Source organism: Pseudomonas fuscovaginae SE-1, from assembly GCF_000364705.1.
GTDB classification, from domain to species: Bacteria; Pseudomonadota; Gammaproteobacteria; order Pseudomonadales; family Pseudomonadaceae; genus Aquipseudomonas; species Aquipseudomonas fuscovaginae_A.
In genome coordinates this window covers 1-15,478 of the sequence record NZ_AQOH01000024.1, presented here as the reverse complement: position 1 = coordinate 15,478, position 15,478 = coordinate 1, and the positions used below count along the sequence as shown (strand labels likewise).

Here is a 15,478-nt window from a genome sequence, read left to right as displayed (position 1 = left end):
TTGGGAAGCCTATTCGTACATTGCTGGATGTTACGAGTGTTGTGTCAAGGCGAAGGGCCCAGTCCTCGCCCTCGCAGTCCTTGTTCGTTCATCATCAGGCGTGTCTACAGTTCTTGAGTGATCCGACATCTGGGATAGGTCGAACACCCCCAGAACTGTTTCCCCGCATTCGCTCCGGCCTTCACTGTACGAAGCAGCAGGGCGCTGCCGCATTTCGGGCATTGCCGTTCGGCATTCGGATCGCCACGCAGTTTCAGGTGTTGTACATGTTCACGGTGAGTCGCCAGCGAAGCGGCGCGGCGAACGGTTTGCAGGGCTTGCAGCAGAGTGTCGACCTCAGTCTCGCTGAACACCGGTTCCTGAAAAGACTTGATGTAGCGAATGAAGCCGATGCCCTGAGTGACGTTGGCCGGCATCACGGTCTTGAAGGTGCTGCCACCGATGAAGGTGATGACCGAGTGCAGATGTTCGGGTGCGACGCCCAGGGTGGCCTCCAGAGCCTTGAGATGCTTGTAGTTCTGCCGTAGCGGGTTCTGGAACCTGAAGCTGTTTCGATAGATTTTCTGTGTCCATTGTGGCTGTTTTTCGTCGCCGAAAATCCAGCCGCGCATGTTCTTGGTTTCCAGGACGAAGATGCCGTAGGGCGAGATGAATACGTGATCAATCTGCGTGGTGCCGTCCAGTGTGCCCAGGGTGACGTTGTGCAGACGACGATAGGTCTGCTTGTCCAGCCGCCAGTGCGCGAACAGACGGACCAGCAGTTCGCCGATATGGCCTTTGGCCCAGGAGGTCTTGAGCAGTCCGCTCAGCAGTATCAGCGCGACCGCCCAGCCAAATATGCTCCCGAACTGCGCGATAAAAAAGGTGAGGTCCATGGCTTGCCTTCGATCATCCTGAAAGAGCGCGGATAGTACCGAAAGCAAGTATCAATTAGCCATTGCTGGCCGCTGGCACTGGCTAACGCCACGGTCCTACCTCAATCAATCAACCCATTCTCATCATAAAACGGATACGGTCCCGCATATTCCCCGAACACCCCGTTGTGCGTCACCAGCCCGCGCTGCGGGTGCCAGGCATGCAGCAGGTAACCGGCGGGCTCGAGATTGAAATGTGCGGGCGCCGTGTCCTGCAAGTCGAGGACGATCTGGTGGGAAGTCCCCGGGCAGACGCAACAGACACTCCCTCCGAAGCGCCGCTGCATGGCGCGGTGCAGGTGCCCACAGAGCAGGCGTTCGACCTGGGGATGGCGGGCTATCACCGCTTCCAGCGCCGGGGCGCCCTGAAACGACTCGCGGTCCATGTGGCCGATACCGCTGATGAAGGGCGGGTGGTGCAGGATCAGTAGCGTCGGCACTTCGGGACGTAGCCCCAACTGCTCGTCGAGCCATTCGAGTTGCGCGTCGGTGACGCAGCCACCATGGGCGCCGGGTGTGGTCGAGTCCAGGCCGATCAGGCGCACCGGGTGCTCGTCCACCACCCAGTCCAGCGGCCCCTCTGCCGACTCTGGCAGGTAGCGATGCGCGGGCAGGCCGGCCAGCATGTGTTCGCGATGGTCGTGGTTGCCGGGCACCAGGTAGCAGGGCATCTGCAGGCGCGCCAGCTCGGGGGCGAGCACGGCGTATTCGTCCGGCCGGCCGAAGTCCACCAGGTCGCCGCTGACCACCACGATGTCCGGGCGCGGGATGCTCGCGTTCAGGTGCTCGACGGCGCGGCGCAGGGCGGCCAGGGTATCGACCACGCCATACGTCAGGCGCTGGCCGGCCTTGAGGTGCGGGTCGCTGATCTGGGCGATGAGAAACGAAGAATTCAAGGAAGCCTCTCGTACGGGGAAAACATTCACGATTGCAGGGTGAACAACGCCTGGGGCTCGATGGCGAGGGAAATCGGTGCGCCGGTGGCGTGGATCTGTGCGTCGCTGCTGTCGACCAGCAGCGGTTGCGTGGCGCCGATATCGACCAGCAGGCGGCTTTGGGCTCCCTGGAAGAACTGCCCCAGCAGGCGCCCGCGCAGATGCCCGGCACCGTGCTCCATGACGCGCAGGTGCTCGGGGCGGCAATAGACCGTGGTGGGTTGCCGTGGGCCGCTCCAGGGCAGTTCGCCGCCTTCGACCCGCAGGCCGTCGCGGGAGTAGTCGAGCACGGTGAAGGCGTTGAGATTGCCGACGAAACCGGCGACGAAGGCGTTGGCGGGCTGTTGGTAGATTTCCCGTGGCGTACCCAGTTGCGCGACGCGGCCCTGCTCCATCACCAGGATCCGGTCGCCCAGGGCCATGGCTTCGCCCTGGTCGTGGGTGACGAACACTGAGGTGATGCCCAGGCTGCGCAGCAGTTGGTCGAGTTCGCTGCGCAGGCGTTCGCGCAACTGGGCGTCCAGCGCCGCCAGCGGTTCGTCCAGCAGCAGAACCCGAGGGCTGGGCGCCAGCGCACGGGCGAGGGCGACGCGCTGGCGCTGGCCGCCGGACAGTTCGTGGATCGCGCGTTGGCCGTATGTTTCGAGGCCGACCAGTTCCAGCAGTTCGGCGCAGCGGCGCTTGCGCTCGGCGGCGGCCACGCCCCGCACCTTGAGCCCGTAGACCACGTTCTCGGCGACGTTGAGATTGGGGAACAGCGCGTAGTTCTGGAACACCATGCCAACGTCGCGCCGCTCGATCGGCAGGCCGGTGACGTCCTGTTGGCCAAAGTGCACCTGGCCGCTGTCGGGGCGCTCCAGGCCGGCGATCAGGCGCAGGGTGGTGGTCTTGCCGCAGCCGGATGGGCCGAGGATCGCCAGGATCTCGCCGGGTTCTATCTCCAGGTCCAACTGGTGCAAGGCCACCGTGCCATCGGGAAAGGTCTTGCGGCAGCCTTGCAGGCGAATCGGGGTGCCGGTCATGGGCGTTCTCCACGGGACAGACGGGCGCTGATGGCCTGGACCGCGATCAGCAGCGGCACGATCAGCAAGAGGAAAATCAACGTGTAGGCACTGGCGACTTCCAGCCGCGCCGAGGCGTAGCTGTCGGCCAGGCCCACGGGCAGGGTCTTGGTCATCGGCGTGTGGAGCATCCAGGTCAGGTTGAACTCGCCCAGCGACAGCGTGATCACCATCAGCACGCCCGCGAGGATGCCGGCACGGCTGTTGGGCACCACCACGTTGAAGAAACGCCGCCAGGGACCCGCGCCCAGGCTGGCGGCGGCCTCTTCGAGCAACGGCAACCGCTGACGCTGCATCACCGCCATCACCGGGCGTACCAGGAAGGGCAGGGTGAACAGCACGTGCCCGACCAGGATGAACAGCCAACTGCCGCGAAAGGCGCCGAACTGGCCGTAGCTCAGCAGCAGCGCCAGGGCACTGGCCAGGCCCGGCATCGCCACCGGCAGCACCATCAGCTCCTCGAAGGCCCGGCTGAAACGGTTGTTCATCCGCACCAGGGCGTAGGCCGCCGGCACGCCGATCAGGCACACGCAGACGGCGCAGGCCAGGGCCAGTCGCAGGGACAGCCAGACAGTGCCGGCATAGGCCTGCCAGACCTGCGCCAGCCAGGCGAAGGTCAGGCCGCTGGACGGGCCCTGGAAATAGTTGCGGGTGACCCCGGCGAGCAGCGACAGCAGCACCGGCACCAGCATGAAGGCGCAGACCAGCAGGGTGAACGCCAGTTGCGCAAAGAACAGCCTCGAACGTTTCACAGTACGCTCCCCGACTGCTTGACCAGGCGCCGGGCCAACAGCAGCACGATCCAGGTCACGCCACCGAGCACCACCGACAGCGCGGCGGCCACGGCGAAGTTGGCGTAGTTGGTGAACACGTTGTAGATCGCCACCGGGGTGACGTTGAGCCGGGTGCCGAGGGTGAAGGCGGTGCCGAAGGCGCCCATCGCGGTGGCGAAGCAGATCGCCCCGCAGGACACCAGAGCCGGCGCCAGGCCCGGCACGATCACGTCGCGTACCACTTGCCAGAGCCCGGCACCGAGAGAGCGGGCGGCCTCTTCCAGGCTGCGGTCGAGGCTCTCGCAGGCGGCCATTACGGTGAGAATCACCCGTGGAATGGAGAAGTACAGGTAGCCGAGAAACAGGCCGGCCAGCGAATAGGCGAAGATCCAGCGCTCGCCCGCCAGTTGCAGGCCGAGTTGGGCGAACAGGCCCTGGCGGCCGGCCAGCAGGATCACCAGGAAGCCCACCACCACGCCGGGAAAGGCCAGGGGGAAGGTCAGCAGGGCGACCAGCAATGAACGGCCGAAGAACCGCTGGCGAGCCAGGAACACGCCGCTGATGCCGCCGACCAGCAGCGCCGCCAGGGTCGTCAATGCTGCCAGCAACACGGTCTGCAGCAGGCTCCCCAGGTATTGCGGGCTGCTCAGCACCTGCCAATAGCCGCTGCCAGTGGTGTCACGGCTTTCAGCACCGAGCTGGACCAGATGGGCCAGCGGCAGCAACCAGAACGCCAGCAGCAGCGCCATCGCCGGAGCCAGCGCCCAGGTTGCCGCTGAAGGCGGGCGCAGTTGCGGCCAGTGGCGAGGACGGGCGATCTGGCGTTCGTCGAGCACCAGCGACACTTACTTCACCTCGCTCAGGTAGCGGGTGGCGAAGGCTTCCTGCACGGCGGCCATGTGCTCGTAGTCGACCACGCCGGCGCGGGCGTAATCGCTGTCTGGCAGAAAGCGTGCAGCCACTTCCGGCGGCATCTTCATCTGCCGCACCGGGCGCAGGTAGGCGTTGGCCCACAGGGCCTGGCCCTGGTCCGAGAGGACGAAATCGAGCACCTTCTCGGCATTGGCCCGATGCGGGGCGTTGCCCACCGCGCTCATCACGTAGGGTACGCTGAGGCTGCCTTCCCTGGGGATCACGAAGGCGACATTGGCCTGGTCCTTGTAGCGAGCGCGGTAGGCGTTGAAGTCGTAGTCGACCAGGATCGGCAATTCACCCGAGAGCACGCGTGCATAGGCGGTCTGCTTGGGCACGATCGGTGCGTTCTTCGCCAGCTTGCGGAAATAGTCGATGGCCGGGGCGAAGTTGTCCAGGTTGCCGCCCATGGCCTGGTTGATCGCCACCGCCGAGACATAACCGACGAAGGCGCTGGAGGGGTCCAGGTAGCCGACCATGCCCTTGTACTCGGGCTTGAGCAGATCCGCCCAGCTCTGTGGCACGGGCAGGCCACCGAGGGCGTCGACGTTGACCATCAGGCCGAGGGTGCCGGAGTGAATGGCGAACCAGTGCCCGGCCGGGTCCTTGAGGCCGGCGGGAATCTCGTCCCAGTGTCTGGGCTTGTACTCGCCCAGCACCCCGGCCTTCTGCGCCTGCAGGCCGAAGGTCACGCCGTAGTAGACCACGTCGGCGACCGGCGCCGCGCGTTCGGCGACGATCTGCGCCAGGGCCTGGCCAGAGTTCTTGTTGTCCAGTGGTACCTGCACGCCGGTACTGTCGGCAATCGCCTTGAGCTGGCTGCCCCAGTCGGCCCATTCGGGCGGGCAGTTGTAGCAGATCGCGGTTTCGCCGGCGTGGGCGAGGCTGGCGACCGCACCGAGCAGCAGGGCCGCCAGGGGCTTACGGAGCTTGGTCATGATGAGCTTGGTCATGAAGCGTTTCCTCGTAGGGCCGCATGCTTTCGCCGGGCCGGATATGACAGGGCAGGCATTGGGAAGTGGGACTGGCGCCGTTGATGCGCGCCAGCAGGTGTTCGATGGCGGTGTTCGCCAGGGTGGTGATCGGCTGGACCACGCTGCACAGGGACGGATGCATCTGGGTGCCGATGGCGATGCCGTCGAAACCGATGACCGACAACCGTTCGGGGACGCCCCAGCCGTTGCGGCGCAATTCCGCGATCAGGCTGATCGCCAGCAGATCGTTGGAGCAGACCAGCGCGCTGGGCGGTTGCGGGCCACGCAGCAGCGGTTCGAGGGCGGCGAAGTCGGCGCGGATATGCGCCGGCATCTCGATCACCGGCAGGGGCTCCAGGCCGCGCTCGCGTAGGGCGTCACAGTAGCCGGCATAACGCAGCCGCGCGCGGTCCGACTGCAGGGCGGGGCCGGCGACCATGCCGATCCGCGTGTGCCCGGCCTCCAGCAGGTAGCGGGTGGCCAGGGCCATGCCGGCACGGTTGTCGACCGAGACGGCGCAGTAGTCGGTGTTGTCCGGCTGGTGGTAGGCGAGCACGAAGGGCGTGTCCTCGCAGGCCAGGCTCTCAAGCAGGGGGTTCTGTTCGGCGTCGGTGACGGTCAGGATCAGGCCGTCGACCCGCTGGCGCAGCAGTTCCTCGACCACCGCGCTTTCGCGTTCGGCGGCATAGTCGGTGGTCGCCAGCAGCAGGTTGTAGCCCCAGGCGCTGGCGGCGCGCTCCATGGCCTGGAATTGTTCGGCGAACACCGGGTTGAGCAGGTTGGGCACTACCACGCCGATCAGGTTGGTCTGTTGCAGGCGCAGTTGGCGGCCCAGGTGATTGGGGCGGAAACCCAGCTCGCGGGCGGCGGCGAAGACCTGCTCGCGGGTGGCCGGGCGGACCACCTCGGGGGTGGCGAAGGTGCGGGCGGCGGTCGCCCGGGACACGCCGGCCAGGCGGGCCACTTCTTTCAAATCGGTCATTGTCGCGTCCTTGAGATCGATCTCATTGGAGGGCGACAGTACGGCTCGAAGATGGCGAACGGATAAACGAGTGATGACAGTTTGAAGTCGTGCCGGGCACAAGCCAGGCGCTTGACGCTGTACCGGTGGGGCCGGCTGGCTGGCGATGGCGCCAGGTCAGGCGAGCGGGAGGTGGCTGCGAGAGCGCGATCGCCAGCCAGCCGGCTCCCACAGGATGGGGTGCCGAACCGCTACAGCCCCTGGCTCGCGCGGATCAGGTCGTAGGCTCGGCGCACCAGTGGGTTCACCGTATTTGGCCGGATCCACAGGTGGTAGGTGACGTCCGGCAACCGCGGCAAGCCGTCGTTCTCGCCCAGCACCCGCATGTCCGGCCCCAGCAGTTCCATGCTGCGCGGCGTCACGCCCAACCCGGCGCGGATCGCCGCCTTGATACCGATCAGGTTCGATGCCAGGTACGCCTGGCGCCAGGCAATCCCGGCGCGCTCCAGCGCTTCGATGGCATAACGCCGATAGATGCTCGGTTCCTCCACCAGGATCAGCGGCAACGGCTCGTTCGGCACATGGATGTATTGCGCCGAGCAGATCCACCACACCGGCGAGGTGCGCAGGGCGAAGCCCTGCAGTCGCGAGTCCTCGCGGGTGGAAATCACCATGTCGATCTTGCCCCGGTGCAGATCCTCCATCAGGTACGGGCTGCGGCCCACGTCGATCTCCAGACGCAAGCGCGGGGCCGAGCGGGCGATGTGGCTGAGGATCGGCGGCAGGATGGTGTCGGCGATGTCATGGGGCGAACCGATGCGCAGCACGCCGCTGAGATGGCTCTCTTGCAGTGAGTTGAGTACTTCGTCGTTGAGCGAGAGCATTTGCCGGGCATGGCGCAGCAACTGTCGGCCCGGTTCGGTGAGCTGTTTCTGTCGGCCCTGTTTCTGGAACAGGCGGATCCCCACCTTTCGTTTTCCAGCAATACAACCTGTTCCCGCACCTGTCGGTACTGGAGAACCTGCTGATCGCCCCCTGCAAGGTGCTCGGCCGCCGCCGCGCCGAGGCCGAGCAACAGGCCCGGCAACTACTGGCCAAGGTGCGCCTGGAGCACAAGGCCGAGGCCTATCCCGGCCAGCTGTCCGGCGGCCAGCAGCAGCGCGTGGCGATCGCCCGCACCCTGGCGATGCGCCCGGAGCTGATCCTGTTCGACGAGGTGACGTCGGCCCTCGACCCGGAAACCGTCGGCGAAGTGCTGACGGTGATTCGCGAGTTGACCGAGGAGGGCATGACCTGCGTGCTGGTCACCCACGAAATGCGCTTCGCCGAGGAGATCAGCGACGTGGTCTATTTCACCGAGAACGGTCGCATCGTCGAGTCCGGCAGCGCCGGGCAGATCTTCCAGCAGCCGCGGAGCGAACGGACCCGCGAATTCCTCCGGCACGCCCTCGGCGACCACCGTCGCCCGCCAGCGGCCGACCCGTTCCGCCTGACCAATATCAGCCCCTTCAGCCTGTCCGTCTGACCGTGATCCACCCTTTGAGGAACTTGCCCATGAGCACTACCGAACGCGCCCACGTGATCGAATCTTTCCTGGTGAAGATCCGCGCCATCCACCAGCGTGGCGTCGACCGCGCAGCCCTGGAGCAGATCGTCGCGCTGCTGGAGGAACTGGCCGAGCGCCGTGACCTGTTCAACTTCGACAGCTTTCCGGCGCCGGTGGCGGGCGAGGGCAACACCGCGTTCCGCTACCGCCTCAACGACGACGGCGAAACCCCGACCCTGTACCTGAACTCGTTGTTGCCAGGCAAGAACACCGTCGCCCACAACCACGAGACCTGGGCGGTGATCAGCGCCATCGAGGGCCAGGAGCTGAACCGCGTCTATGCCCGCCGCGACGATGGCAGCGATCCGACCCGGGCGGTGCTGGAGCTTGCGCGCGAAGTGGTGGTGCAGCCGGGTACCTCGATCGCCTTCCTCGGCGAAGACCTGCACAGCATCCGTGTCGATGGCGAACAGGCGACCTTGCACTTCCATCTCTACGGCCGCCCGCTGGAATCCCTGGAAGGGCGCTACGGCGTGCAGGACGATGGCACGGTGCTCAACTACAACAAGTCGCAGATGGCGCCGTCGATCAGGGCCTACGCGTAACCCCTATTCTTCGAAGACCGGCCGGCCGCTGCGACAGCGGCTGCCGCCCTCACTGCATCATCCCGAGACGAGGCTTTCGTGAGTACAACCATTACCCCGGCGCAGTTGCAGACGTGGCTGTTCGATGGCCGGGAAATCGCCCTGTTCGACGTCCGTGAGCACGGCCAGTACGGCGAGGCGCACCTGTTCCATGGCGTGCACCTGCCCTATAGCCGCCTGGAGCTGGAAGCCCGGCGCCTGGCCCCGAACCCGGCGGTGCGCCTGGTGATCTACGACCAGGACGGCGGCGAGCTGTCGCTGCGCGCGGCGCAGCGCCTGGCCGAGCTGGGCTACCGTCAGGTCCACCGCCTCGAAGGCGGCGCCAACGGCTGGCAGGCGGCCGGCCTGCAACTGTTCGCCGGCGTCCACGTGCCATCCAAGGCCTTTGGCGAACGGGTCGAAGAGGCGTGCCACACGCCGCACATCAGCGCCACTGAACTGGCGGCCTGGCAGGCCGACGGCCGGCCGCTGGTGCTGCTCGATGGCCGGCCGTTCGACGAATACCGCAAGATGACCATCCCCGGTTCGATCTGCTGCCCCAACGGCGAGCTGGGCTATCGCCTGCACGACCTGGTGCCGGACGAAGCGACGCCGGTGGTGGTCAACTGCGCCGGCCGTACCCGCGGCATCATCGGCGCGCAGACCCTGATCAACCTGGGCGTGAAGAACCCGGTCTATGCCCTGGAGAACGGTACCCAGGGCTGGTACCTGGCCGACCTGCAACTGGAGCATGGCAGCACCCGGCGCTACCGCGACGAGCAGGCGCCGGCCGGTGTCGAGCAGCAGCGCGTGGCGGCGCGGAAGCTGGCGCAGCGCGCCGCCGTACCGAATGTCGGTGCCGCGCAGGTTGCCGCCTGGGCCGAGAGCGGTGAGGGCAGCCTGTTCCTCTGCGACGTGCGCAGTGCCGAAGAATTCGCCCTCGGCACTTTGCCCGGCGCGCAACACACACCGGGCGGCCAGTTGATCCAGGCCACCGACCTCTACATCGGCGTGCGCCAGGCACGGCTGGTGCTGTTCGACGATGATGGCGTGCGGGCGCCGATCGTCGCCAGTTGGTTGCGGCAACTGGGGCATGACGCCCAGGTACTCGAAGGCGGCTTGCACAGTGGCCTGCGGTTGCCGCTGCCGGCCACCGACGAACAGCCGGCGCTGCCGAGCATCAGCGCGCCCGAGCTGTTGGGCGCGTTGGCTGAAGATGCCGTGGCGCTGATCGACCTGCGTCCGGGCATGAGTTTTCGCAAACGCCATCTGGCCGGCTCGCAATGGTCGATCCGCCCGTTGCTGGCGGCCCAGGTGGCTGCAGAGCAGCGGCCACTGGTACTGATTGCGGATGATCCGGCGGTCGCCCGCCTGGCGCTGCTGGAATTGCCACCGGCGCAACAGGCCGCCGCGCGGCTGCTGGCGGGGGACCTTGCCAGCTGGCAGGCGGCCGGGCTGGCGCTGGTCAGCGACGCGGCGGCCTTGCCCGATGAACGTTGCATCGACTTCCTGTTCTTCACCCACGACCGCCATTCCGGCAACAAGGACGCGGCACGCCAGTACCTGGCCTGGGAAACCGGACTGCTGGGGCAGATGACCGAGGCCGAGATCGCCAGCCTGAGCCCGCTGCCACCGGCTGCCGCCGTCGATGTGCGCACTCGTCTGGTCCATGCCGCGCGTACGGCTGGTGGCCATGGGGCACGGGCGGTGAACGTGCCGGTGACGCGCCTGAGCACGGTGCTGTTCGACAACGTTGCGCAAATGCGCGAAGCCCGTCGCCGACGCGACCACGAACAGGTACTGAGCTACGGCGCCCGCGGCAATCCCACGGCCTTTGCCCTGCAAGACCTGGTGACCGAGCTGGAAGGCGGCCACCGCACCCGGTTGTTCGGCACCGGTCTGGCGGCGGTGGCGCAGACCCTGTTGGCCTACCTGCGTCCGGGCGACCATGTGCTGATCACCGATGGCGTGTATGGACCGGTGCGTCAGTTGGCGAGGGAGTTTCTCGGGCCGTTCGGCATCGAGGTCGAGTACTTCCCGGCCGATGGCCAGGACCTTGAAGCCCGGCTGCGCGCCAACACGCGGATGGTCTATTGCGAGGTACCGGGCTCGTTGCTGTACGAACTGGCCGACCTGCCGGCGATCATCGCCCTGTGCAAGCCGCGCAACATCCTGGTGGCGGTGGACAATACCTGGGGCTCGGCCTACCAGTACCGGCCGCTGGCACTGGGCGCGGACATCTCGATCATGGCCCTGACCAAGTACCTGGCCGGCCACAGCGACGTGGTGATGGGCAGTGTCTGTACCACCGAGGCCGCCTGGCCGGCGTTGTCACGCATGAGCGACAGCTTCGGCAACACCGTCAGCCCGGACGACGCCTACCTGGTGCTGCGCGGTGCGCGGACCCTGGCGGCGCGGCTGGAGGTGCACCAGCGCCAGGCGGTGGAAATCGCCCAATGGCTCCAGGCACAGCCACAGGTGCGGCAGGTGTTCCACCCGGCCTTGCCGGAGCATCCGGGGCATGCGCTGTGGCAACGCGACTTCAGCGGCAGCAACGGCCTGCTGTCGTTCGAATTCGCCGAGGCCGACAAGCGCCAGGCCGAGGCGTTCATCGATGCCTTGCAGCTGTTCGGGCTGGGGGCGTCGTGGGGCGGTTACGAGAGTCTGGTGACGCTGGCCGACCTGGGTGATCGGCAGTTCCCGGTGGCGGCGAGCCATCCGGTGATTCGCCTGCATATCGGGTTGGAGGCGGTGGAGTCGTTGATCGAGGATCTGCAGCGGGGGTTTGATGTCCTCTAGGGAAAGTGGGTCCCGCTAGTGTGATGAGCGGGACCCAGAGCCAGTTCGGGGGCTGATTGACAGGGCACGCAACATGCCGCTCACTACCCCCTGCGCATGGCCGAGATATCCCGGATGTGCAGAGCCGGCAAGGGCGAGGATCACATCGTGACACCCGGTTTTCAGGACAGCGCCCTGACCACGAGGCCCTTGATCATGTAGTCGTTGCCGCGACCGGTGGCGAGATGGCTGACAATCGCCAGTTCCACCGTGCGCACTGATGGGGTGAAGGTGCCCTTGAGTGGCATCCAGTTGTTCAGATCGGTCACTGCCAGTTCTGCTCCCACCGTCGCGCCATTGGCCGAGGTGGACAGGATCGGTACGGCAAAGCGCCCCTCGTATCTTTTGACCTCTATCGCGAACTCATACCGGCGACCGGGTTCCAGGATAAAGGTCTTGTGCAGAATGACGCCTTCGGAATCGTCGGTGTGCGTGTAGTTCCACAGATACCAGATACCGGCAGCGTGCCTGATCACCAAGTCGCGGGGGTCGGCAGCCGCCGGCCCTTTTTCCCAGCCATTCCAGTTGTAGTCGACAAAGTCGGTGTCCTCGGGAAGTGGAGTCGTGGGCAGACGAAGCCCGAAGACCGTCGGGGTCTCGGACAGGTCGCCCACCACGACACAGCGTGGCACCGACGGCTGCTGCGCAAGCGACCGATACTCGCCGGGATATCCCGTGGCAATCTGATCCAGCGCTCCATCTGCCTTCAGCGTCGCGAAAAGGCTCGTGTCGGATTGGCTCCGTCCCACGGCAACGATCCTGCTATCGGGCAGCAGTGCAATTTCTCGCCAGTAACACCCTTCCTGGCGCGCGCTGTTGAAGGTCGGGTCCAAACTGCCATCGGTCTTGAACCGCAGCACGATGGCACCCGGCTGGGTTTGAAGGAATTGGTTGCCGGTGCAGATCAGCCGGCCTTGGCGATCCAGGATGATCGACCCCGGCACTTCCTGCGAGGCGACAGGGGCCTGGCCGTTATTGCCGAAGGATCGATCGATCTCGCCTGAACCGGTGAGCCTCACCAGCATCGCCCGGCTCGGACGCTCGTGATGGAGGGTGCCGATCACGATCTTGCCATCCGGTTGTGGCAGAACTGCCCCGAGCTCGTAGTCGAATGCACCCCGGAACACCACAACGCCGTCCTGGCCGAAGGTGCGGTCGAGGGCCCCATTGGTGTTGAGGCGCGCCAATACTCCAACCTGCAGTTGGCGGGGATCGTCGAAAATGGAATAGCGGCAGCTGATCAGGATCTTGCCATCGGCCTGGAGGGCGCCGTGGATCGGACCGGTGGGCGTTGCCCCCTCGGGAACGATATCCGGCACCACGACACCGCCTGAACCGAAGCCCGGATCGGGTCGACCATCGACGTTGAAGCGTGCGACCGCCGATTCCGTGAACGTCAACGGTTGATCGTGCGAGAGCCCGATCACGACAATCCTGCCATCGGGCTGCTGCAGCACGCGTTCGGCAGTCTCCTGTCGGTTCGGCACGAAGATGACCGGTACATACCCTGTGCCTGCGCCAAAGGTTGGGTCCACTTCGCCATTGGCCGAGGCCCGATAGAGGTGAGGCAGGGGCAGGTTGCAGGTGAAGATCAGGTGACTTCGTTGCGCATCCCGGATGACGCTGGTAGCCTGGCCGCGACTCGTCGGGTCGGGCTGTAGAAGGCCATTGGCCGCGAAGTCCGGATCCAACGTTCCCGCGTTGCGTGATTTTCTTGCACTATCTGCCCTGTTCATATGAAGGCTCCCGTGGTGTGTTCGACGCGCGTTCACTCAGTTCGAAACCCGTTCCATCCTGTGTGTCCTACCTCAGCCCAACCACTCGATAGGCATAATTCTTCGTGGCACTGCTCCCGTTCCTGTCGGCATCCGATCCATTGGGGTTATAGGCCCAGGCCGTGCTGGCATTGACATTGGTTCGGCTCCAGCACCAGAGCGTGCCGCTGCCCCAGCCCACGTATTGGGCCACGGGACTGCTGGACGGGTAATAGAGTCGCCAGAACGCCTTGTAGTCATCCAGTGACATGAGCTGAAGGCCCTGCTGCTCACATTGGCTGATGGCATTGGCATGATTGGCGGTTCTGTTCAGGTCCACCACTTCCTTCACGCCCGTTACCACGATCAGGTAGCTGGCCTCCTGCCCGGCCTTGTCGCTGACGGTGATCGTGCTAAAGCCGTTCGCCGCCGCCCTGAGCTCACCGGAATCGCCGTCGACCACCGCCACGCCACTGTCCGAAGATCGGTAGGTGTAGGGTGGGGTTCCGCCTGAAGCGGTGCGCGTATACACCGCGCTGGCTGGTGGCGTGACCGGCGGACGGCCCCTGACCGAGTAGTAGCCGGAAACCGAGAGGGTCTTGTTGCTGGTGTCGAAGTTCAGGGGGGGGTAGCTGACGACAGTCAGGGTCCGTACAGGAAACACGGTAGCCTGCGCTTGCGTGGCGCTGCCGTCAAAGGTCGCCTTGAAGATGATCGCAAGCGTGGAGCCATTCAGTAGTTGCGTCAGATAGCTGGCCGGTACGGCCTTGACCAGATAGCCGCGCTGCACTTCCGCGCTTGTCACCGCAGAGGCGGTCCAGAGCGCCAGGTCATGGTCGGCGTTACCGGCCTGCTTGCCGGCCAACTGTAACCAGACCTTCTGGTTCGCGGCCCACAGGGGCCATGCATAGATCCGGATCTCGGTAGCCTTGCTGACATCCAGCGTGGCACCGGTGACTTCAACCCCATCCTGGTAGACCTTGGGTGTCGGCAGGTTGGCGCTGGGCATTTTCTCAACGTTGAGGGTCAGGGTAGGCGAGTCCGGCAGGGGCATGCCGGCGCGGGTCACGATGTACTTGACCCTGACCGTGGTATTGGGGGTAAAGGCCACCTGAGCGGCTGGAATCGTGAAGCTCATCCCGCCCGGATTGGCGTCGACCTGGCCCGAGGTATGGGAGCCTGCGGCGGTTGTCGCGGTCCAGACCACCTGGACCTTGTCCGTGGGCAACAGGGCCAGGTTGGCCGGCACTCGTACGGTGGCGCCGTTTCTCACCAGGTAGGGGTTGAGCGTGGCCGGGTTGCCGCCACTGGCATCGTCGACGGTAGGCGCCAGCAGCCTTGGCCCTTCCGGTGCCGAAGGGTCGAAGAGCTGGTCCCTGACGTTGCCGCCCCACAACCCGTAGGTGTGGTTGTCGAGACGCGCGGCGAAAGAGGCACTGATACGCCCGGGCGGTGGGTCGCGGGGCGGCCAGCTCTTGATCGAGTAGATCTCGATGACACCGGAGCGCAGGTGGTCCTGCAGTACCTCGGGAATCTCGCCGGCATCACCATCCTCCAGCGACGTGCCCCAGACCACGACCACCCCCTGGACCTCGCCCTGGGTGACGATCGCGCCGTAGGCATTGTTGGTGCTGTACACCGCTTCGATCATACTGCTTTCCAGTACCTGGCGAACCCCCAGCGGCAGGCTGCCGCCAGCGTCGGCCTGACCCCAGACCACGACTTTCTCGGTCGAGCCACTGGGCGACTGGCTGTAGAGAAAGAAGCTGGAGTCCGTGGAGTGGATGGCCACGCGGCTACCCGAAGTGGTCATTGCCCGGGAGCCCGGCTGGCCGTGGAGTGGCCTGGCGAGCGGATGATCCCGGAAGTAGGTCAGCAGTTCGGCCTTGGCCCTGCTGCGCTCGAACAGCACGCCGATATCCGTTTGCGCATCGGCCTCCCGAGTGGGTGGCGTACCGCCATGAGCCACCGCGCCCCAGGCCTCGAACTGACCGTATTCGTTGCAGATCGTATGGGCCCAGTTGGATGATTGGCACAGTACGATATCGCCTCGTATCGCCAGCTCGCGCGCTGCCTGCGACATGTCGCCGCCTTGCCCGCTCTTGCCGAAGCTGTAGGCCCTGCGCTGGCCGCGCGTCACCACCAGGAAGGACGCCCGGTTGGCGACCACCGTGAGGGCGCCGCCGT

At 65.7% G+C, this 15,478-nt stretch carries 10 protein-coding genes and 3 pseudogenes; 3 read left to right on the top strand and 10 right to left on the bottom strand.

Annotated elements, in window-relative coordinates; genetic code table 11:
* Positions 1-104: 104 nt before the first annotated feature.
* The 8 genes and pseudogenes from K675_RS0103420 to K675_RS0103385 form a co-directional block, all read right to left on the bottom strand.
* Positions 105-875 carry a nuclease-related domain-containing protein gene (locus tag K675_RS0103420; RefSeq protein WP_017902109.1) on the bottom strand — a complete coding sequence of 257 codons (771 nt, stop codon included), beginning with the start codon at positions 873-875 and terminating at the stop codon, positions 105-107.
* A gap of 101 nt (positions 876-976) precedes the next feature.
* Complete coding sequence (locus K675_RS0103415) at positions 977-1,810, bottom strand: phosphodiesterase (protein ID WP_017902108.1); 834 nt, start codon at positions 1,808-1,810, stop codon at positions 977-979.
* 26 nt (positions 1,811-1,836) lie between these two features.
* Entirely contained in the window at positions 1,837-2,871 is a 1,035-nt protein-coding gene (locus K675_RS0103410) for an ABC transporter ATP-binding protein (protein ID WP_017902107.1), read from the bottom strand.
* Positions 2,868-3,662, bottom strand: a complete 795-nt coding sequence (locus K675_RS0103405; protein ID WP_017902106.1) for an ABC transporter permease — start codon at positions 3,660-3,662, stop codon at positions 2,868-2,870. The genes K675_RS0103410 and K675_RS0103405 overlap by 4 nt, the downstream gene beginning before the upstream one ends.
* Entirely contained in the window at positions 3,659-4,432 is a 774-nt protein-coding gene (locus K675_RS0103400) for an ABC transporter permease (protein WP_198291607.1), read from the bottom strand. The genes K675_RS0103405 and K675_RS0103400 overlap by 4 nt, the downstream gene beginning before the upstream one ends.
* Positions 4,433-4,528: 96 nt before the next feature.
* Positions 4,529-5,533, bottom strand: coding sequence for an ABC transporter substrate-binding protein (locus K675_RS0103395; RefSeq protein WP_026144887.1), 1,005 nt, complete (start codon positions 5,531-5,533; stop codon positions 4,529-4,531).
* Positions 5,517-6,551, bottom strand: a complete 1,035-nt coding sequence (locus K675_RS0103390; protein WP_017902103.1) for a LacI family DNA-binding transcriptional regulator — start codon at positions 6,549-6,551, stop codon at positions 5,517-5,519. The genes K675_RS0103395 and K675_RS0103390 overlap by 17 nt, the downstream gene beginning before the upstream one ends.
* 230 nt (positions 6,552-6,781) lie before the next feature.
* Positions 6,782-7,498: pseudogene (locus K675_RS0103385) on the bottom strand (LysR substrate-binding domain-containing protein); the annotation flags it as partial.
* A 2-nt stretch (positions 7,499-7,500) separates the two neighbouring features.
* Here K675_RS0103385 and K675_RS30325 point away from each other — a divergent pair.
* The 3 genes and pseudogenes from K675_RS30325 to metC all read left to right on the top strand — a co-directional run.
* Positions 7,501-8,055: pseudogene (locus K675_RS30325) on the top strand (amino acid ABC transporter ATP-binding protein); the annotation flags it as partial.
* A 29-nt stretch (positions 8,056-8,084) separates the two neighbouring features.
* Positions 8,085-8,681 carry a cysteine dioxygenase gene (locus K675_RS0103375; protein WP_017902100.1) on the top strand — a complete coding sequence of 199 codons (597 nt, stop codon included), beginning with the start codon at positions 8,085-8,087 and terminating at the stop codon, positions 8,679-8,681.
* A gap of 78 nt (positions 8,682-8,759) precedes the next feature.
* Entirely contained in the window at positions 8,760-11,498 is a 2,739-nt protein-coding gene (metC, locus tag K675_RS0103370) for a cystathionine beta-lyase (protein WP_026144886.1), read from the top strand.
* A 161-nt stretch (positions 11,499-11,659) separates the two neighbouring features.
* On the opposite strand, the gene K675_RS31790 is transcribed toward metC, so the two are convergent.
* Together K675_RS31790 and K675_RS30315 are read right to left on the bottom strand one after the other, a co-directional pair.
* Positions 11,660-13,273, bottom strand: a complete 1,614-nt coding sequence (locus K675_RS31790) for a hypothetical protein (protein ID WP_080635302.1) — start codon at positions 13,271-13,273, stop codon at positions 11,660-11,662.
* Between the two features lie 67 nt (positions 13,274-13,340).
* Positions 13,341-15,478: pseudogene (locus K675_RS30315) on the bottom strand (hypothetical protein); the annotation flags it as partial.